17 protein-coding genes are annotated in these 19,716 nt (G+C 38.9%); 10 read left to right on the top strand and 7 right to left on the bottom strand.

What is annotated here, in order from left to right:
- Window positions 1–258: 258 nt before the first annotated feature.
- The 7 genes from AC07M3_RS10770 to AC07M3_RS10740 all read left to right on the top strand — a co-directional run bounded on the left by AC07M3_RS10770 (window position 259) and on the right by AC07M3_RS10740 (window position 5,203).
- On the top strand, window positions 259–1,137 hold the full coding sequence (locus tag AC07M3_RS10770; protein ID WP_494567264.1) for an MlaA family lipoprotein: 879 nt from the start codon (window positions 259–261) through the stop codon (window positions 1,135–1,137).
- A 111-nt stretch (window positions 1,138–1,248) separates the two neighbouring features.
- On the top strand, window positions 1,249–2,217 hold the full coding sequence (gigA, locus tag AC07M3_RS10765; protein ID WP_042895048.1) for an RsbU family protein phosphatase GigA: 969 nt from the start codon (window positions 1,249–1,251) through the stop codon (window positions 2,215–2,217).
- A 102-nt stretch (window positions 2,218–2,319) separates the two neighbouring features.
- The gene (gene gigB, locus AC07M3_RS10760) at window positions 2,320–2,841 is read left to right on the top strand and encodes an anti-anti-sigma factor GigB (protein WP_002117273.1); all 522 of its coding nucleotides are present in this window, start codon (window positions 2,320–2,322) and stop codon (window positions 2,839–2,841) included.
- A 26-nt stretch (window positions 2,842–2,867) separates the two neighbouring features.
- On the top strand, window positions 2,868–3,692 hold the full coding sequence (locus AC07M3_RS10755; protein ID WP_494567263.1) for a carbon-nitrogen hydrolase family protein: 825 nt from the start codon (window positions 2,868–2,870) through the stop codon (window positions 3,690–3,692).
- Window positions 3,693–3,706: 14 nt separating this feature from the next.
- Window positions 3,707–4,081 (top strand): DUF4951 domain-containing protein, encoded by a 375-nt coding sequence (locus AC07M3_RS10750; protein ID WP_494567262.1) that lies wholly within the window; start codon window positions 3,707–3,709, stop codon window positions 4,079–4,081.
- A gap of 164 nt (window positions 4,082–4,245) precedes the next feature.
- Window positions 4,246–4,683 (top strand): MarR family winged helix-turn-helix transcriptional regulator, encoded by a 438-nt coding sequence (locus tag AC07M3_RS10745; RefSeq protein ID WP_307011733.1) that lies wholly within the window; start codon window positions 4,246–4,248, stop codon window positions 4,681–4,683.
- An 88-nt stretch (window positions 4,684–4,771) separates the two neighbouring features.
- Window positions 4,772–5,203, top strand: coding sequence for an organic hydroperoxide resistance protein (locus tag AC07M3_RS10740; RefSeq protein ID WP_003655074.1), 432 nt, complete (start codon window positions 4,772–4,774; stop codon window positions 5,201–5,203).
- 58 nt (window positions 5,204–5,261) lie between these two features.
- Here the strand turns inward: AC07M3_RS10740 and gspE are convergent, their stop codons facing one another.
- The gene (gene gspE / locus AC07M3_RS10735) at window positions 5,262–6,752 is read right to left on the bottom strand and encodes a type II secretion system ATPase GspE (protein WP_004641278.1); all 1,491 of its coding nucleotides are present in this window, start codon (window positions 6,750–6,752) and stop codon (window positions 5,262–5,264) included.
- A gap of 96 nt (window positions 6,753–6,848) precedes the next feature.
- Between gspE and AC07M3_RS10730 the strand changes: the two genes are divergently transcribed.
- Window positions 6,849–7,670, top strand: a complete 822-nt coding sequence (locus tag AC07M3_RS10730) for a DUF432 domain-containing protein (protein ID WP_092707444.1) — start codon at window positions 6,849–6,851, stop codon at window positions 7,668–7,670.
- 9 nt (window positions 7,671–7,679) lie between these two features.
- Window positions 7,680–8,597 carry a mechanosensitive ion channel family protein gene (locus AC07M3_RS10725; RefSeq protein WP_494567261.1) on the top strand — a complete coding sequence of 306 codons (918 nt, stop codon included), beginning with the start codon at window positions 7,680–7,682 and terminating at the stop codon, window positions 8,595–8,597.
- Here the strand turns inward: AC07M3_RS10725 and AC07M3_RS10720 are convergent.
- Window positions 8,587–11,391 (bottom strand): DUF2339 domain-containing protein, encoded by a 2,805-nt coding sequence (locus AC07M3_RS10720; protein ID WP_494567260.1) that lies wholly within the window; start codon window positions 11,389–11,391, stop codon window positions 8,587–8,589. The two genes, AC07M3_RS10725 and AC07M3_RS10720, sit on opposite strands and share 11 nt — an antisense overlap.
- 154 nt (window positions 11,392–11,545) lie before the next feature.
- Between AC07M3_RS10720 and polA the strand changes: the two genes are divergently transcribed.
- Window positions 11,546–14,317, top strand: coding sequence for a DNA polymerase I (gene polA / locus AC07M3_RS10715; protein ID WP_494567259.1), 2,772 nt, complete (start codon window positions 11,546–11,548; stop codon window positions 14,315–14,317).
- A 55-nt stretch (window positions 14,318–14,372) separates the two neighbouring features.
- Here the strand turns inward: polA and AC07M3_RS10710 are convergent, their stop codons facing one another.
- The 5 genes from AC07M3_RS10710 to ppx are packed head-to-tail and all read right to left on the bottom strand — an operon-like array spanning window position 14,373 to window position 19,472.
- Window positions 14,373–14,942 (bottom strand): YggT family protein, encoded by a 570-nt coding sequence (locus AC07M3_RS10710; protein ID WP_003655065.1) that lies wholly within the window; start codon window positions 14,940–14,942, stop codon window positions 14,373–14,375.
- Between the two features lie 21 nt (window positions 14,943–14,963).
- A complete protein-coding gene (gene proC, locus AC07M3_RS10705; protein WP_309952483.1) occupies window positions 14,964–15,800 on the bottom strand; it encodes a pyrroline-5-carboxylate reductase in 837 nt (278 codons plus the stop codon).
- Window positions 15,772–17,175 (bottom strand): tRNA lysidine(34) synthetase TilS, encoded by a 1,404-nt coding sequence (gene tilS, locus AC07M3_RS10700; protein ID WP_494567258.1) that lies wholly within the window; start codon window positions 17,173–17,175, stop codon window positions 15,772–15,774. The genes proC and tilS overlap by 29 nt, the downstream gene beginning before the upstream one ends.
- A complete protein-coding gene (locus AC07M3_RS10695; RefSeq protein WP_003655062.1) occupies window positions 17,112–17,933 on the bottom strand; it encodes an acetyl-CoA carboxylase carboxyltransferase subunit alpha in 822 nt (273 codons plus the stop codon). The genes tilS and AC07M3_RS10695 overlap by 64 nt, the downstream gene beginning before the upstream one ends.
- A gap of 18 nt (window positions 17,934–17,951) precedes the next feature.
- Window positions 17,952–19,472 (bottom strand): exopolyphosphatase, encoded by a 1,521-nt coding sequence (gene ppx / locus AC07M3_RS10690; protein WP_494567257.1) that lies wholly within the window; start codon window positions 19,470–19,472, stop codon window positions 17,952–17,954.
- Window positions 19,473–19,716 lie beyond the last annotated feature (244 nt).

The following is a 19,716-nucleotide window of genomic DNA, read 5'->3' as shown; positions in this document are numbered from 1 at the left end:
TCAATTCCAAGTAACTGTTTTTCAACAAGTTTCTATCTGCATCACCGCCGATGGATGTGCATTATAGACCATTAAATCCCGTTTGCAATACCTTTTTTAAATCAATACGATCGACTGTTTGTTTTTTAGCCTTTTTAGCATTTTATCTATATTATTTGATCAATTTTACATTGATAATAGGTTATCAATTTTGTATTAAAACATATCTCCACCCAACTGCACATTAAGTATTAGCCTGGCTGGCGGTTAAGGAATTATATGAATTATTCTAATTTAATTTTATTAAGCATGCTATCTGTAGGTGTCTGTACCTCTATATATGCTCAAGATAGCGCTGTAAGTGAATCTCCTAATGCTAGCTCATCAGCAGAAGTTGGATCTCATCATTCTCGATCACAAATTATTAATGATTTAAAAAATATTAAGGTTAAAGATTTAAAAATAAATGCAAATGCAGCACAACCAGATCCTATAAAAGATCCTTTGCAATCTCTAAACCGTCCAATTTATTCTTTTAATGATATGTTGGACCGCAATTTCTTGCGTCCTGTTGCTGTTCAATATAGAGAAAAGACTCCCGAAGATGTACGTGGCTCTTATCGCCAGTTCCGTAAAAATCTTGGTGAACCATGGAATGCTGTTAACCAGCTTATTCAAGGCCGTCCAGCTCGTGCAGCAAAAACTTTAGGCCGATTTACAATTAATACCTTAACTACTCTTGGTTTGGCAGACCCAGCCAGCCGCTTAGGTTTACCAACTGAGGAAGAGAATTTTGGTGTAACTCTTGGTTATTATGGTGTGCCTTCTGGTCCATTCCTTATGTTACCTTTCTTTGGGCCAAGTACTTTGCGTGATGGTTTTGGTTTGGCAGTAGACGCTCAAGCTCGTCCACAAAAATATGTTATGGATGATCAAGAGGGTCTTTATTGGTCAAGCAATCTATTACAAGCTGTTGATACCCGCGCTCAATATCTGGACTTGGATCAAACTTTACAGGGTGATCAATACGCTATGATTCGAGACTTATATCTCCAACGTAAAGCATTCCAGATTGCAGAGAAAAAGGGCGACTCAGCAGATGTGTCTTTCATTGATGATGACTCAGACGATACACCAGATGAGAATCAAAACCCTTAAAAGATGAAATCGAGGTATTGCTTAGATTGAGAGTTCGGCAATACCTTGATTTTGATGATACATACTCTATGATGAATAAAGTGATCATATAAAAGGACTACCATATCTTCTATGTATTTTATTAAACCGACACGCTCTATTCCTTATTTAGAGCAAGCCTTGGATAAACTACCAGGCTTACAAGTCATTAACATAGATGATTTAGACTTATATGATCCAACCATCATTGCAATTGCAGATGTACAAGATTTTCTGACTTATAAGTGGAATTTACCAACTATTGTAATTGCTTTTGAAAATGAAGGTAGCGCTTTAGCTCATGCATGGGAAGCAGGTGCTCTTGCAGGTTGGGTATGGAATCAACTACCTAACGATTTAAACAAAGCTTTATCAAGAATTGATGCTCAATATAAACGTAATCAAGATAGCCGTGACTTACCTTCGGCTGCTGAATTGCAAAAACGATTATTACCAAACCCAATCGATTTATTAAATTATGAAGTTGAAACTTTCTTTCAGCCTTCGGCTTATCTTTCTGGTGATTGGTATGACTATTGGAAATTAAACGATAAAGAAGTTTTATTTTATCTTGCAGATGTTTCAGGTCATGGTGTAACGAGTAGTTTGTTAACATCATGGATGGCAGCTTTCCATGGTCGATCTAAAACCCCAAGACAATTAATTAAAAAATTAAACGGGATGTTGGTTCAAGAAAATATTGAAAAGCACATTACGATTGTTGTGGGTATTTTAAATCTTGAAACGCACACTCTTCGTTGGTCAAGTGCTGGGCATTACCCCCCTCCTATCATTTTTGAGCCCAATCAAGCACCTAAAATTCTAACAACGAGCAGTTTTCCATTAGGTTTAACTGATGAACTCGAAGTTGAAGAGCATATTTGTACACTAAATCGCCATGCGCGCTTCATTGTTTGCTCGGATGGAGCCCTCGAACCCTTTGATGGTGGTTTGAATGATCAGTTCCAACAATTGGTCCATCATTTGCAAAATCAATCATTTCAAGCACCCGATCATGTGGCCGATGATATTGCCATCTTCAGTCTTTGTCGAATGAATTAATTTACGAATCAATTAATTACATAATATACGACCTAAGGACTCTTGAGTCTGAGATGGCACTATGTGATAATTTTTCTATCCTTCTCTGAAAATGGCATTTATATGTCAACAGGTCATGTTGAATATGCAAGCTTAAATGGAACGCATATTTTCAAACTTATTGGTGAAGTGCGAGCCCATTCTTGTATAAGTCTAGACAAACTTTTAAACAGAATTGAACAGCAAGAGAATGTTGTTGGTGCAATCGTTGATTTAACCCAAACAACATTTATTGATAGTACTGTATTAGGTATCTTAGCTAAGCTAGGTTTAAAGCTGAAACAGACTCATCATATTCAAGCTGTGATGCTATCTACCAATCCAGATATCACAACCTTAGCCAATAGTATGGGGCTAGGGCAGGTTTTTGTCATTTTGAATTATTGTGGTGATCCTAATGTTTGTACGTTAACGTTAACAGATGAACAAATCACTCATAATGCAATGCTAAGAACTGTTCTGGATGCACATAAGACATTGATGAAACTCAATGCAAACAATCAGAATATGTTTGAGCCACTTGTGAAGCAGTTACAGAAAGAACAAGATACGCTTGAACAGGTATCGGATAAGCAAAATGCCTGATTTTCACGATTAAGCCGGATTAGAATATGACTCTTGTTTCTGTTGCTCAAATGAACTCTCAAGATGATATTGAAAATAATTTTCAAGTCATTGAGTCTTTGATTCAACAAAGCAAGGCGCAAAATGCTAGCTTGATTGTTTTCCCTGAAAACTTTGTATGTTTTGCTGCTGGAAAACAACGTGAAACTGCTGAGCAATTTGAATCTATTCAACAAAGGCTTGAGCAACTAGCACATCAATATCAAATCTGGATTGTGGCTGGAACCTTACCATGTCCATTCCGTCCAGATGGATCTACGATTCAAGATGGTCGCGTCCGAACCGTTAGCCTCTGTATCAGCCCTGAGCGTACAGAAGCACGTTATGACAAGATCCATTTATTTGATGTACAAGTTGGTGATGCTGTCGGTGGTTATCAAGAGTCTCGTTTCTTTGAACCAGGAACAGACGTAGTAGTCACATCTACCCCTTTTGGCAATATTGGCTTAATGGTATGTTATGACTTACGTTTTCCAGAACTTGCTCTAACGCTAAGACAACAAGGTGCTCATCTTCTTACTGCTCCTGCTGCATTTACCTACACAACTGGGAAAATGCATTGGCAACTTTTGCTACAGGCTCGGGCAATGGATAGCCAATGTTATGTTTTAGGTGCAGCACAACAGGGCTGGCATGGTGAAAAACGACAAACCTGGGGACACTCGGGGGCAACAGATAGTCGTGGTCAAATTTTAAGTATGATTGGATATGAAGGGAATGGTTTAATCACTGTACCTTTTGATTTAACAGCACAAGATCTCGTCCGCTCTTCAATGCCTCTAATGACACACCGTAAATTGATTCACTATTAAAAGTTTAATTATTCATGTGGAAATACTTATTTAGCTTTTTTTGCTTGGGGGCAAATATTCATTGTTATGCAGAGTTTGGCACAACGAATCATTTCGTTTCACCAGCCGCACAACTCAAATCAGATATTCTTCCCTCTACTCCTAAAGATATTCCTTTGCCTGCATTTGGCCAAAGAATAATTGGATGGGGAACGGGCGCAGAAGGCGCAAGACAACGTTTAGAAAATATTCAACCAGCAGATGTTTCTATGATTAAAAAACAAGGAACAACACTTGAAATGATTACTGCTTGGCAAAATTTTTATGAACAAGAGCAACAACGTAGTGTAAATAATCCTACTGCTAAATATCGTGCACGTTTAATGAAAAAAATTGCAGATCTATGGTAGACAATTTTATCTAAAAGATTTTTTCTTATGGAATAATTGATTTAATTATTCCATTTTTTATGTGCCTTAATTTACTTTATTCATAACCTATTCTTATGAACATTTAAGAAACTGAATAGAACGCGATATACTACAAAAGCAATATTAGTTTCTTTGAGGAATATATGGACCAAGACTGTAAAAATTTAAAGCTTGAGAATCAACTATGTTTCCTCGTCTATTCAACAAATCTAGCTCTTAATCAGCTCTACAGAAAACTCCTAGCACCTTTGGGCATTACTTATCCTCAATATTTGGTGATGTTAGTTTTATGGGAACAGGATGAAGTTACTGTTTCAGAAATTGGTGCCAAGCTTTTTTTAGAATCATCAACTCTCACCCCTATTTTGAAAAAATTAGAAGCCCTACATTTTCTTCACCGCACTCGCTCAACACAAGATGAACGCCAAGTTATTATTACGTTAAGCGATGAAGGAAAAAAATTAAAAGATCAGGCAATGAATATTCCAGCCGAAGTATTAGATGCAAGTTCATGTGATATGACAATGCTACTGGACCTAAAAGATCAACTTACTAAACTCCGTACAAACCTAGTCAAATAAACAGCAATTTTTTCAAAAAATATACTTGTCAAAATAATTAAGTCGTGTACGATATATTTGTATTCAATTTATTTTAGGAATAAAAACGATGTCATTAGAAAAAGTTGTTTATCGCGCAAAGGCTAAAGCAACCGGTGGTCGTGATGGCCGTGCAACCTCATCAGACGGTGTATTAGATGTACAACTTGGCGTACCTAAAGAAATGGGTGGCGCTGGTGGTGCTGTAACAAATCCTGAGCAATTATTTGCAGCTGGTTATTCAGCATGCTTTTTAGGAGCTCTAAAGTTTGTTGCCAACCGCGATAAATTTAATATTAGCAAAGATGCGTATGTAGAAGGCGAAGTAGGTATTGGTCCAATTCCTACAGGTTTTAGTATTGAAGTAACTTTAAATGTTTACTTGGTTGGCATGGATCGTGAAGAAGCTGAAAAGTTAGTTGCAGCAGCTCATATCGTTTGCCCATATTCAAATGCAACTCGCAATAATATTGATGTGAACTTTAATATTGTGACTGAGTAATTTTTCAAGTTTTAAAAATGCCCGAATATTATCGGGCATTTTTATTGCACGTTACAAATTATGCTTCACTTGCTTCATTGGTTACTCGAAGCACTTCTTCGAGTGTAGTTTTACCTGTAAGTACTTTGCGTAAACCATCATCACGAATAGAGCCAGAGTACTGACGAGCATGATTTTCTAATTCATATTCAGCCGCATTTCCGTGAATCTGACGGCGCATAGAATCATCAACAGGCACGATTTCATAAATAGCCGTACGCCCATTGAAACCTAAATGAGAACAGTGATCACATCCTTGAGCCTGTGGTAACTTCAACATAGACTCACTATGAATATGCTGAAATACCTGTCTTTCGAAAGTATCTGCTTCACGCCATGTCATACAATGTTGACATAAGGTACGAACCAAACGTTGAGCAATCACTCCAATTAAAGAGCTCGATAATAAGAATGGTTCAATTCCCATATCTTTAAGTCGGGTGACCGCACCAATAGCTGTATTGGTGTGCAGTGTAGATAAAACCAAATGACCTGTTAGTGATGCCTGTACTGCAATTTCAGCAGTTTCCAGATCACGAATCTCACCCACCATGACCACATCTGGATCTTGACGCAACATTGCCTTTAGAGCACGAGCAAAAGTCATATCCACTTTAGTATTGACTTGTGTCTGCCCAATACCTTCAAGTTGATACTCAATTGGATCTTCGGCTGTCAAAATATTACGAGTATTGTCATTTAAATCCGATAAGGCTGCATACAAGGTCGTCGTTTTCCCCGAGCCTGTAGGACCTGTTACCAAAATAATCCCGTGCGGACGATGTACTAACTGAGTTAAACGCTCATAGTCATTTGCCATCAGACCCAAATGGATCATATTAAGACGACCAGCTTGTTTATCAAGCAAACGCATTACAACCCTTTCACCATGCGATGAAGGTAAAGTCGAAACACGCACATCTACTTCTCGTCCCGCAAGACGCAAAGAAATACGCCCATCTTGTGGCACCCGTTTTTCCGCAATATCGAGTTTTGCCATGACTTTAATACGTGAAACCAGCAAAGGCGCCAACTCACGGCGTGGTTGTACAATTTCACGTAATTGACCATCTACACGTAATCGTACAGATAGTTTCTTTTCAAAAGCTTCAATATGAATATCGGAAGCTCCTACCCGTATTGCTTCTGAAAGTAGCGCATTAATAAGACGGACAATAGGTGCATCATCTTCTTGATCCATCAGATCTTCTGTTTCAGGAACCTGATCGGCCAAGCTTAATAAATCAGGATGATCTTCTAAACCTGCTGCAACTTCTTGTGACTCCCCTGTATCTCGCGCATAACTTGTACTAAGCAGTGCATTAAATTCTTGTTCAGTACATAATTGGTAATGAGCTGGCTTACCTAGAATTCGTCTTGCTTCCTGCAATGCAATTTTTTCAGTATTTTGACGTCTAATAATAAATACTTGATCACCGTCATAACGAAATAAAACACCATGACGCTTGGCAAAACTATATGGGACTTGTATTTGTTTCAATATTTGCATCACAATTTATAATGATGAGTAAGATGATTTTGAGTGTACTCTAAGCAGATTACAGCGTGAAGTCTGTTTAACAACTCGGTAGAGGAATTTTACGTCTTGTTTGAAAATAATGAATATCAGCCTCGTCCCCAGAATTCTTTAAAATGGTGGGGCGAACAGCACTTTGAAATTAATCAGGCTAAAGCATGGCAATTCGGTTCAATGCTTTTTCGTCTAACGCGTGGCATAAAGGAATGGCGTATAGAATATTATCGCCCATCTCTTCAGGATGATAATGAGCAAGATTGGCACCCAATCGCAGATCCGAATTTTGCCTTTCCGCATACTGTTCAAGTAGAACGCTACATGTTCCGGAAAACTAGTCCAGAATTTCTACTTATGCCACGTCTGGCAGACCGTTCTGTAGTCATTAAACCCGTTGATCCTATCTACATTCCAGCGGGACAACGCGGGACTCTTTATATTAGTACACCGCTATGGATTGCCGGTTTAGTTGAAAGTCAGCATGAGCCTTTATTTGAAATTCCTCTAATTCAGCCCAAAGATACATGGTTTGGTCCAAATGCCCAGCAAGGCGAAATCTGTTATGCCACTTCCGTAGATGGGCGTACCGATTTGAACCTGTTAACACCCCGTGCGTTTCGTGCTGTTACTCCAATTGATTTTCACAATACCAGTAATCATCAATTGCGTTTTGACCGCATGAATGTACCTGTTACCGCTCTGCCTCTTTTTTACAGTGAAAGTACTGGGCGTTTATGGACTTCTCAAATTAAAGTTTTCTATGAAGGCTCTGATCGTCCCGCACGCATTCGTATTGAAAACCGCACTCCACCACTTGCGGGTGAAGTGACCTATGTTCATCCACCACGTTCACCTGGTGGAGCATTATTCAATATGTTTGATTCATTCTTTTAAGAGGTTTATATGGCTGATACAAGTATTCCTAAGGATATCGCTGATAGCCTCACCAGTATATTTACCAATATCAATACCGAGCGTATTAGTGAAATTTTAGTCGGTGTTGTACTGTGTTTTATTGGTTTTGTTCTTGCCCGTATTATTTCAAATACATTTATTAGAACCATTGGCTCACGTTTTAATGCTCATCAACGTTTGGTGTGGCGGCGCGGTATTTTTTATTTTATTTTCTTACTCTTCATTATGACGAGTTTAAAAGAAGCTGGTTTTAAACTCAGTGTATTTCTTGGCGCGGCAGGGATTCTAACCGTAGCACTTGGTTTTGCATCGCAAACGTCTGCCAGTAACTTAATCAGTGGTTTATTTTTAATTGGCGAAGGTTCGTTTGAAGTCGGTGATACGATCCAGATTACTCTCATTCGTGGAAATACGATTGAAGGTGAAGTAATCTCAATCGACCTGCTCTCTGTAAAATTACTTACACTCGACAATGTTTATATTCGTCTGCCAAACGAACAGCTTATTCGCGCGCCTGTACACAACTTATCTAAATACCCAATACGACGTATTCCAATTACACTCGCAATTAACTTCCATGAAGACATCATAAAAGTTCGCGAAGTTCTACTTAATGTAGCAGCTCATTATCCGCTTGTGTTAGATGACCCAAAGCCTGCTGTTACGGTTACGGCCTTTCGTGAATCATCAATTGAACTTTTATTTGCAATGTGGTGTAGACAAGAAAATTCTTTAAAAGTCCGAGATGAGATGCAAGAAAGAATTCGAAATGGATTTTTAGATAATCAGATTGAAATTCCTGTTCCTAAAATGGGTTTGATTGATCGACCACCTACTGTTTTTGCTGAAGATGATATCGATCAATACAGTAATCAAAAAGAATTAAAACGAGAGCCTAAAGCTTAGGCTCTTCATTTTTCTGTACAGCGGATGACGGTGGTAATGGTGCCAAATAAGCAATAATGAGCATTACCCCACCTGCTCCAATAAATGAAATGACTCGAGTTAAAGTCGCACTTTGCGATAGATCAAGCAAAATTAGTTTTAATACTACAATTCCCAAAAGCGCAGCACCCACAAACCATAATTGACGAATCATTCTTCGGCTAGAGAATGTGGTTAAAATGAACGCTAATACGACCCAAAGTAATGTCAAACTTAACTGTACTACGCCATTTGTCCAAATTGCAGCGCTCCATAGTGGTGTCGCCCAGTAATGGTGCAAACCTCTGACCACCACACTACTGAATACTAATAATCCCACTAGAATTGTTATAATTTTAAAAGTCCACTCAAGCGATTTATCTTGATCAAAAGCATGTTGATAGATAATAAAGAGAAGACCTGCAAATACTGCAATTGAAAGGAAATCAGTTAAGTTAAACAAAGGAACAAAATAAAGGTACTCGGCAGAATGGATGTCGACACTCGCCACAAGCAACCAAAGTAAACTTAAACACCACACTGGAATTTGATGTAACAAAGCAGTTTTATGAGACTTATATGCCCAGAGTGAATAAACTACGGGTACAAAAGCCAAAGCAACTATTGGCATTTGTGGAAAGATCGCCAACCCCACCGTTGCTAATGCTAACCAGCCTAAACCAGCCCATACTTTTAGATATCCAGACTGACCTGACTGCGGTTGAGCCATAATAAATAAGACACTAAGAGCAATTGCAGCAACAAGGAAAGTGCCCTGTTGCAATATGCTCGGCCATTTAAACATGGTGAATACTTGGCTGGTAAAGACCTCACCAAAAATTAACAACAGTAACAGGCTAACTAAAATTAACTGCAAACTTTGCCATTGCACACGCAATTTATAGTGCACAACTAAACTAAATATTGCTATTAGAGCTATAGCAATCATCAAATACGGACTCAAACCATGATGGTGCCATGCCATTATTTCTACACCTGCTACAGCACCCGCATACATCCCTAAACACAAGAAAATACCGCTAAACATGCTGGCACTAAAATAGTGTTGCTCTTTGCTGTTGTACTGCAACAAATAGAAGGCTGAAATAAATTGAGCAATTGCATAAATGCTTGTGCTCAATGTTGGGAATTGTTCATTTGCCCAAAATTGATAAAACAATGCAATTGAACTTAGTAAAACTAAAATTACACCAATATATCGGCTCAACCGGTAGCGCTCAGTTACTCCCCATACAATGAGCGCAGTACCTTGAGCAACCCAACCAATTGCAGTCCAATGTGCCCCTTTCGCAAGTGGAAAGATTAAGGCAAAAAATGCAACGGCAAGAATAAAAAAGCTTTTTGCTAGTACTGAAAGTTGAGGATGACTCTTTTTGATCCAGAAAGTTAATACTGCATACGTCCCAGCCAAAACAGCAGCACCAATCGTCAACGTTTGTGTAGACTCATGCACCAAATAAGCGTGAAGTGTAAAACCCAGTACAGGCACACTAAAAATAAGACCAACATCTAACAAAGGGGGTAAACGAATCCCTTCTTGTTTTTCATGCCCTGAAACCCGAGCTATATTTTGGCTATAACGCACACTTAACCAAATAAATAATCCTATATGCAGCCATAAAATCCAGTCTAATGTGTCAAATTTTGCAGGTTCTGCATAAAATGCGATTGCACTACCACCAATAAACATCGTGGCAAAGAAAGCAATCTGATTTAAGATTTTCCAAGGCTGAATAAAATTAACGGCGGCAACCGCAAGATTAATAACAAGGTAATAACTAAATAGAAAAACTACATCAGGGCGATATTGCGGAATAACTAAAGGGGCAGCATAAGCCATGCCGAGTGCTAAAATCGCTAAATAAATCGCCTGTTGCTTTAAACTTAAAAATACAGTGATTGCTAATAAAATAGTAAATAAGATGCTAGCTGTAGTTAGATTGGCAATCACACCAAAATGATGCGAGAACACAAGTGTTAAGAATACAATAGCTAGTCCGACTCCTTGCAATGCCACAGCAAAAAGCTGATTTTTCTTTTGCAAGCTATATCCAAATGCCGTTAATACACCCCCAGCAATTGCAATAAAACCAAGTTTTACACCTAAACTCAGCTGCCAATGTTCACTTGCAAAACGCAGTAATAACACTACCCCAACCATGAGCACAGCAACAGCAACTCTTAAGATTGGATTGCCATGTACCATCCAATCTATTGCTGGTTGCCACCATGCAGTTTGTACAGGAACTAGATTTTCTTTTTGGTCTAAAGTATTTGTTTCAGGTAGAGCTGGCTTGATCATATTGCTTGGATCAATTGGCTCTAGTACGGGTGTTACAGCATCTGTATTTACAACTTCATTTACATGAACAGTTTGTTTTGCTGTCTCGAGATACAACAGTCGAGTATGAAATGCACTAATCGTTTGGACCAAACATAACAATAAAACCAGTAATGCACCGCCAGCAATCCACATCCAGTGATTCATATAAGCAACTAATGCAACCAAAGTAGCCGCATAAATCACTGTTGTTTGCATACGAATAGAATAAAGAGGAGTTGCTTGATGAGAAAACTGTTGTTCTAAATGTGTCAGACGCTGATGCAGATTCGACAATAACTGAACCAGTATTACGATAAATGCAATAGATAAAACAACAACGGCACTATGAAATTTAAAACCAATTGACATGGCTAAAAACAAAGTCAAAGCGATCAAAACAATGATCATTCCCTGTTTGTCTTTTTTATACATGGGCTTAGCAATATAACACCTTCATTACATGTCATCTTACTTTAAGCAAATACAAGCGTATATTTATACATACAAAATACTGCAAAAATCATAAATCTGCATTCATATCCGTTTTCACGTAAAATACCCGTAATTCAGATTAAGGAATTGTTCAATGCCACCATTTGTCTTGGTTGATGGGTCCTATTTTTTATTTCGTGCATATCATGCATTACCACCATTGACGACCTCTACAGGGTTACATACCAATGCAATACGTGGAGCAATTTCTGCGATTCAAAAATTGATGCGTCGTATGCAACCGACGCATATGGCCGTAATTTTTGATACCCCCGAACCAACCTTCCGTCATAAGCTTTCACCGATCTATAAAGGTGACCGCCCGAGCATGCCCGAAGAGTTGTCTCAACAAATTCCATATTTACATGCATTAATTAAAGCCCAAGGTATTCCTTTATATAGTCTCCCTGGCGCAGAAGCAGATGACATTATCGGTACACTTGCTAAACGTGCCGTACTCGAAGGACACCATGTTCTTATCTCGACTGGAGATAAAGATATGGCTCAGTTAGTGAATGATCATGTAAAGTTAGAAGATAGCTTTAAAGATCGAGTAATGGACACCGACGGTGTTTTTGAAAAATTTGGAGTTTGGCCAAATCAGATTATCGACTACTTGACTCTAATGGGCGATGCATCTGACGGTATTATGGGTGTTCCGGGTGTAGGCGCAAAGACAGCTGCTAAGTTACTGACTGAATATGGCACGTTGGACAATATCATTGCCAATGCAGATCAACTTAAAGGCAAGATTAGCCAGAATATCAAAGATAATTTAGACAATATTAAGCTTGATCATCAGTTAGCAAGCATTGTGTGCGATCTTCCTTTAGAACTCGATTGGCATGAATTAAAGCTTATCGACCCAAATGTTGATGCTTTGCGCAACCTATATACTGAGCTTGAATTTAGAAATCAGTTACAGTCGCTTGATCATCCAAATAATCCGAACAGCTCAAGTTATAAACAACAAGTTTCACAGGTCGTAGTTCAAGATGAGGTTAAACCGGCTGATTCTATAGAAACTGAAGATCAGGCAAGCTTAACCAGTCAAGATGATCAACTTGGAACCGCCAATTACCACACTGTTTTAACTCAAGAAGCATGGGATCAACTCTGGCAACGCATGCAAAATGCCGATCATTTTGCCATTGATACAGAAACCACGAGTCTTGACTATCGTATTGCGGAGATGGTCGGTTTTTCAATCGCATTTGATGCGCAAGATGCCTATTATGTTCCTTTAGCGCATAACTATGAAAATGCTCCACAGCAACTGAACCGTGAGCAAATTCTGGCTCAGATTAAGCCTGTATTAGAAAATGAAGCGGTTAAAAAAATTGGGCATCACCTCAAATATGATGCACACATTTTTGCAAATCATGGAATTGAGTTAAAAGGCTGGTATTTCGATACCATGTTAGCATCTTACGTATTGAATGCGGCAGCGACTCGTCATGGAATGGATGATGTTGCTCGTGTCTACTTAAGTCACTTAACAACGACTTTTGAGCAAATTGCCGGCAAAGGTGCAAAGCAGAAAACATTTAATCAAATTGAGATTGAAGTCGCTGCCCACTATGCAGCAGAAGATGCGCATGTCACCTATCGTTTGTATGAAGTACTTTCAAATAAACTTAAGCCATTCCCTGAGCTAGAAAATATTTTATATAACATCGAAATGCCAGTTGCCCGAATTTTGTCAGGCATGGAAGAAGATGGCATTCGTTTAGATCATGCATTCCTCGATAACTTAAGTGTTGAGTTTGCAAAAACTATGGAAGGTCTTGAAAATCAGGCCATGGAAATTGCAGATGAAACTTTTAATATTGCTTCACCTAAACAAGTAGGCGAAATACTATTTGATAAATTAGGAATCAAAGGCGGTAAAAAAACCGCAACTGGGCAATACAGTACAAGCGAAAGTGTTTTAGAAAAAATTGAACATCCTTTAGCGGAAATTATTCTAGAACATCGTGGTTTAGCAAAGCTAAAGAGTACTTATACGGACCGTTTGGTTGAGCAGTCTCATAACGATACGCATCGTGTACATACGAGCTACCATCAAGCATTAACAGCGACAGGTCGTCTATCCTCTTCTGATCCCAACTTACAAAATATTCCAATTCGTAGACAAATTGGTCGTCAGATTCGTAAAGCATTCATTGCACCGGAAGGCCGAGTTTTATTGGCTGCCGATTACTCGCAAATTGAACTACGTTTAATGGCACATTTTTCCCAAGATGATGCTTTAGTACATGCATTCCAGCATGGACAAGACGTTCACCGCCGTACTGCAGCAGAAGTATTGGGTATTGCAATTGAAGATGTGACTAATGACCAACGCCGCCAAGCCAAAGCAGTAAACTTTGGTCTACTTTATGGTATGTCTGAGTTTGGTTTAATTCGTCAGTTAGGTTTCACGCGCCAAGAGTCGCAAAATTATATTAAGCAATATTTCCAACGCTATCCTGGCATCTATGAATATATGCAACGCACACGTCAAGTTGCATCAGAGCAAGGCTTTGTTGAAACTATTTTAGGCCGTCGTCTATATACACCAGATATTGATGCACGAAATGTGATGGTGCGTAAGGCTGCCGAACGTGCTGCGATCAATGCACCTTTACAAGGCAGTGCAGCTGATATTATTAAACTTGCGATGATTGAAGTTGATAAAATCTTGCCAAAAGATCAAGCCAAGTTACTACTTCAAGTACACGATGAATTAGTTTTTGAAGCCGATCAAAACATTGCTGAAGAACTTTCCAAACAAATCGCAAAAGTCATGGAATCAGTTGTAGAAATTTCTGTGCCTTTAGTGGTTGAGGTAGGACAAGGTCTAAACTGGGATGATGCTCATTAATTAACAGAAATAAAAAAAGGGCTGTGAAATACAGCCCTTTTTTTATTGAGTCAGCTTAAAGTCCTGTTAATAGAACTTTCGCTACTTCATTCATTAAGATCTCGGCAATATAGAGTGCCAAAAATGCCAAAATTGGAGATAAGTCAATCATTCCCATATTAGGCAATAAACGGCGGAATGGTGCGAGTAATGGTTCAGCTAAATCTTGAATCACCTCAATATAAGGTGAACGCGATTGAGTAAACATGACAACCCAACTCAAAATAATTGTTGCGAAAATTAAATAACGGCAGAAACGAATCAGGTCCTGAATCATGGTTACAAATGTCAGAATCAGTAAATGAATCGGACTATTTGGCATAGAGCCAGAAAGATACATCACACCGAAAATTTTCAGTAAATACAACGTAATTAAAAGAACCAACGCAGCCAAATTAAATCGGCCTTTTGCGACCGTCGGAAAAATTCGGCCAAAAATATCAACAATCTTAGTCGCTTTCACGGTCGATAAAACCACAGGATTATAAGGACTTACTGCCGCTAATTGCATTAAAAAACGGAAAAAGACCAATAAAATCGCGACATTAATTAAAATTCCAAAAATTAGCGCAGAATTTGCACCCATAGTTGTCTTATCCTATTTAAGCTATTTCGCACTGTCACTCAATTCTTGAGCCAATTCTTGGCTACGCTTCTGAGCAGCAGCCAATGCAGATTGAATATTTTGGGAGATTTGTGCACGGTCAAAAACTTCAAGTGCAGCTTGTGTTGTACCATTTGGCGATGTCACATTCTTACGAAGTTCAGATGGAGTATTTGAACTGGTAATTGCCATTTGAGCTGCACCTAACGCCGTTTGAAGAGTCAATGCGGTTGCAACTTTTTCATCTAGTCCTAAATTCTTACCCGCACGGATCATACTTTCCATGAGATAGAAAAAATATGCAGGACCTGAGCCAGAAACTGCTGTTACCGCATCAATTTGAGCTTCGGAGTTTACCCAAATTGTTAAGCCTGTGGCTGCTAAAATCTGACTTGTTAATTCACGATCCGAAGCACCTACCACATCATTTGCATAGATACCATGCGCGCCTGTTTGAACCAGAGCTGGTGTATTTGGCATAACTCGCACAATTCGATCGCTATCAATTAAATTTGATATTGTTTGAATTTCAGCACCAGCAATAATTGAAATGACTAATTTATCTGATAACAGACCTTTCAAGGGACGTAAAACAGTCGCCAGAACTTGGGGTTTTACCGCCAGTACGACAACATCAGCATTTTGAATTGCAACCACGTTATCTTGTGTTACGTGGACTTCTTTCTCTTGTAATAATTGACGGATCTGTTCAACAGGATCTGAAACTGTAATACGTGTCGGTGGTAAACCTCTTGAAACCAGCCCGCCAATTAAAGCTTGGGCCATATTACCGCCACCAATAAAACAGATATTACAATTTACTGCACTTGCCATAACCATATTCGCCATTTACCAGATTACAAGAATGAGAAATTAAATCTGGTTGCCATCCTCCTTGCTCACAATACGGAGACTGAGCCAACCAAAATCCTTTCGGTGTAAAAACCCCAAGCATAACATTATCTATGACTAATATTTGAATTGTATGACGAAGCCAAGGCAAAATATGTGCTTCTTGAATTGCTTTTTTTAATGGCCATTGACCAATACGGCCATATAAATGGACTTTCTCCCCACCTTGACGTCGAATTATTCTCAATTTTTCATTTAATAAAGATGAAGCCAAACCGATTTTTTTTTGTTTAATCTGAAAATTTCCTGAAGCGTAATGCACTATTTCTCCCATTTGGAAATGATGCTCCGATTCAGCTTCAACTGGACTTAATGTTTCAGCAAGAAAAGCCTGCTTACTCAATCTATAAAGATGGTGTTGATAACGGACATAGTAAAACTGATTCCAGTGTAATGCAGCTTGTGCATCAGACTTTGAATCAATCACTTCATTTTTTAAGCGCTCGACCATTTCAAATGCAGGTCGATATTGCCCATCACCTTTCATCCAAACCGAAAGCAACTGGCGCTGACGGGCAGCCGATAAATCTAACAATTTAGTTAAGTCTAAACACTCAGCAGTGCCACAATGCTTTAAATCGACTATCAAAACTTCTTCTAAAATTTCAGAAGCATCTTGCATCAAATAACTGGTTCGACTAAGTGCTTGCTGCATTTTAGGAAAGCGGTTTTGTAAAAAAGGCCAAAGTTCCTCACGTGACCACGCCCTATCATAATGAATATCATAATTTGTAGGGTCATTTACATACTCAATTTCAAGTTGAGTAGTCCAATCGGCAATTTGCTCACGAGTTAAATCTAAAAAAGGACGCCAAATTGTCATGTCTGCACGATAATCAATAGATTGCATGGCAGCCAATCCATCAACACCTGCACCCGATAACAACCTCAAAATTAACGTTTCAGCCTGATCTTGCTGATGATGAGCAAGCACTAAAATTTCGTTGGCTTGTAAATGCTGTCGATAAGCTTGATAACGTGCCTGACGTGCTTGAGCTTCCAAATTACCGTCGGCAACTTGAATTTTTTGAATAATATAAGGAATATCTAAGCGAGTAGCTTGTTTAGCAACGAGTTTCCCCCATTCTGCACTTTGTGATTGCAGTTGATGATCGATATAAATCGCTCGGATCTTTTGAGGGAAAATTTCAGACATCAAATGTAGTAGCAGCATTGAATCCATGCCGCCACTACATCCAACAAGAAAAGAACTATTTTCTGAAAACAGTTGAGCCTGCTTTAAGACATTATGCCTAAATTTGCGCTGCCAAACTTCATTAAACGTTGATAACGTGCTTCGCATCGTTCATTTGCATCCAGTGGTAGCAATTCATCCAAAGCTTGCTTCAAAACTACTTTTAGGTTTTGCATGACTTGCTCAGGGTCTAAATGTGCCCCTTCGCCTTCATCTACTACATATTCAACAATACCTAGAGATTGTAATTTGTCTGCTGTCAAACCTAAAGCTTCGCTTGCTTGAGCCGCTTTTTCAGCAGTTTTCCATAAAATAGATGCGCAGCCTTCTGGTGAAATCACAGAATAAATACTGTGGGATAACATAATTACTCTGTCAGCCACACCAATACCTAAAGCACCACCAGAACCACCCTCACCCAGTACTGTTGCAACAACAGGAACTTTCAAACGTGAAAGTTGAGCAAGGCTAGTTGCAATTGCTTCGGCTTGTCCACGCTCTTCAGCACCAACACCCGGGTAAGCACCCATAGTATCAATAAATGTGAAAACCGGAAGATTAAAACGCTCAGCCATATCTAATAGACGCTGAGATTTACGGTAACCTTCAGGGTTAGCCATACCGAAGTTATGCTTTAATTTTTCACGGGTACTACGACCACGGTGTTGTCCAATGACCATCACAGGTTGACCGTCAAAACGAGCAAGACCACCTACCATCGCACCATCGTCACCAAACAAACGATCACCATGCAAGGCGTCAAACTCTGTAAAGATTTCACCGACATAATCTAGAAACTGCGGACGTTCAGGATGACGTGCAATTTGAACCGTTGTCCAAGCTTTGGACTGAGTAGATTTTTTCATAGGTCGAATATTATCCCTTTAATCGATAAATTTTTCCGACTGAATATTCAATTCAATGTCCCAATGCTTAAACTGCTCTTGCTCATCATGCAAGTCGGCAACTAACAATGGCCATTGTTTGGCATCACCAGAAACACTAAGCTGCCATTGTTGATCATTTATGATGGTCAGTTCAATGGCAGGAAGCATCTGATCACTTCGACTATGGTTGAGTAAAACTGCTAGGCGAAGCAATAAACTTAAGTAAAGTAATTTATGACCACCAGACTTCAAAATTTCGTTTTTTACATCATTTCGTAATTTACGACGATGATGAGCAACTAAATGTGAAAGATGATTTTGATCAATTTGCGAGAAACCCGGAATATCAGAATGCTGTAATAAATAAGCACCATGGCGATGGTAACCGCCATGACTAATTGCTAAACCAATTTCATGCAAATAAGCTGACCGACGCAGTAAGTCACTGTCTTCACTCGTTAAATTAAGAGATTTAGCAACACCATCAAATAATTGTTGTGCTGTCTTGACAACACGTTCTGCTTGTTTAGGATCGGCATTATAACGGCCCATTAGAGCTTGTACACTGCGGTCACGGATATCTTCATGTTTAAATCGACCTAATAGGTCATACATAACACCTTCGCGTAATGCACCATCAGAATATGCCAAACGATCAATTTCTAGAACTTCAAAAACTGCGTACAAAATTGCCAATCCGGCTGGCAAAACTGCTCGTCGATCCTCTCTTAATCCTTCAAAATCAATTTCAGAAACATTTTTAAACTTAAGTAATTTATCTTTAAGTTTGTATAACCCTTCTCGAGTGACATTTTCTTGTTCATCACTTAAGCCCATATTAACCATAATTTGGCGACAGGCTTTAATCGTTCCACTCGAACCAACGACAGTATCCCACCCTTCCATTTTATAAGTCGTTGCAATAGCAGAAAGTTCTTTACGGGCAGCAACTACGGCCTTATCAAATGATTTTTGGGTAATTTCCCCATCAGAAAAGTAAGCTGTTGTATAGGCCACACAACCCATTTGTAATGACTCGGTGTAAATCGGTTCAAACTCTTCACCGATAATAAATTCAGTAGAACCACCACCAATATCAACAACTAAGCGACGTCCACCATTGGCCATGGTATGCGATACGCCCAAATAGATCAGACGGGCTTCTTCTCGTCCCGCAATAATTTCAATAGGTTTAGGTAAAATTTCTGCAGCTTTTTGAATAAATTCATGACCATTTTTTGCCTGACGCAAGGCATTAGTAGCAACAATTCGTAAACGATTAGGTTGAACAGAGCTCAATCTTCCAACAAAACGCGCTAGACATGCCAAACCACGTTGCTGAGCTGCTTCTGTTAAATTTTTATTTTCATCTAAACCAGCTGCAAGCTGTACTTTTTCTGACATCGAAGCAACTTTTTTAACTTCACCGTGATCTACCCGTGCAATTGCAAGGTGAAAGCTGTTCGACCCCATATCTATGGCGGCAAGTAATTCTTCATCAATCAGAAAGTCAGACATTATTGAACTAAACCCATAACAATTCACGCCTAGAGTAATTCACAAGAATGCAATTGAAAAGCCATTTTCATCAACAATTAACTGTCATTTATATTTTTCTATTTATGAGTTGATTGTACAAGTCGATGATGAATATCGTGAGCATCCATTAGACAAATTTAGTTAAGCCTTGAATAATAGCATCAAACCCTTACATTGAACTAAGTAGCTATGTAATACTGATAGAGATAATTTTCTCCTGTAG

This window comes from Acinetobacter sp. GW821-FHT09D10 (assembly GCF_059416285.1).
This window is presented reverse-complemented; position numbering and strand designations above follow the sequence as displayed.

Bases quoted from the DNA above. Each gene is read 5' to 3' on its own strand.
- tilS (WP_494567258.1), bottom strand. From the start codon at position 17,175: ATGCGAAGCACGTTATCAACGTTTAATGAAGTTTGGCAGCGCAAATTT.
- AC07M3_RS10755 (WP_494567263.1), top strand. From the start codon at position 2,868: ATGACTCTTGTTTCTGTTGCTCAAATGAACTCTCAAGATGATATTGAA.
- AC07M3_RS10695 (WP_003655062.1), bottom strand. From the start codon at position 17,933: ATGAAAAAATCTACTCAGTCCAAAGCTTGGACAACGGTTCAAATTGCA.
- ppx (WP_494567257.1), bottom strand. From the start codon at position 19,472: ATGTCTGACTTTCTGATTGATGAAGAATTACTTGCCGCCATAGATATG.
- polA (WP_494567259.1), top strand. From the start codon at position 11,546: ATGCCACCATTTGTCTTGGTTGATGGGTCCTATTTTTTATTTCGTGCA.
- AC07M3_RS10725 (WP_494567261.1), top strand. From the start codon at position 7,680: ATGGCTGATACAAGTATTCCTAAGGATATCGCTGATAGCCTCACCAGT.
- AC07M3_RS10770 (WP_494567264.1), top strand. From the start codon at position 259: ATGAATTATTCTAATTTAATTTTATTAAGCATGCTATCTGTAGGTGTC.
- gigA (WP_042895048.1), top strand. From the start codon at position 1,249: ATGTATTTTATTAAACCGACACGCTCTATTCCTTATTTAGAGCAAGCC.
- gigB (WP_002117273.1), top strand. From the start codon at position 2,320: ATGTCAACAGGTCATGTTGAATATGCAAGCTTAAATGGAACGCATATT.
- AC07M3_RS10745 (WP_307011733.1), top strand. From the start codon at position 4,246: ATGGACCAAGACTGTAAAAATTTAAAGCTTGAGAATCAACTATGTTTC.
- gspE (WP_004641278.1), bottom strand. From the start codon at position 6,752: ATGCAAATATTGAAACAAATACAAGTCCCATATAGTTTTGCCAAGCGT.
- AC07M3_RS10740 (WP_003655074.1), top strand. From the start codon at position 4,772: ATGTCATTAGAAAAAGTTGTTTATCGCGCAAAGGCTAAAGCAACCGGT.
- AC07M3_RS10720 (WP_494567260.1), bottom strand. From the start codon at position 11,391: ATGTATAAAAAAGACAAACAGGGAATGATCATTGTTTTGATCGCTTTG.
- AC07M3_RS10710 (WP_003655065.1), bottom strand. From the start codon at position 14,942: ATGGGTGCAAATTCTGCGCTAATTTTTGGAATTTTAATTAATGTCGCG.
- proC (WP_309952483.1), bottom strand. From the start codon at position 15,800: ATGGTTATGGCAAGTGCAGTAAATTGTAATATCTGTTTTATTGGTGGC.
- AC07M3_RS10750 (WP_494567262.1), top strand. From the start codon at position 3,707: ATGTGGAAATACTTATTTAGCTTTTTTTGCTTGGGGGCAAATATTCAT.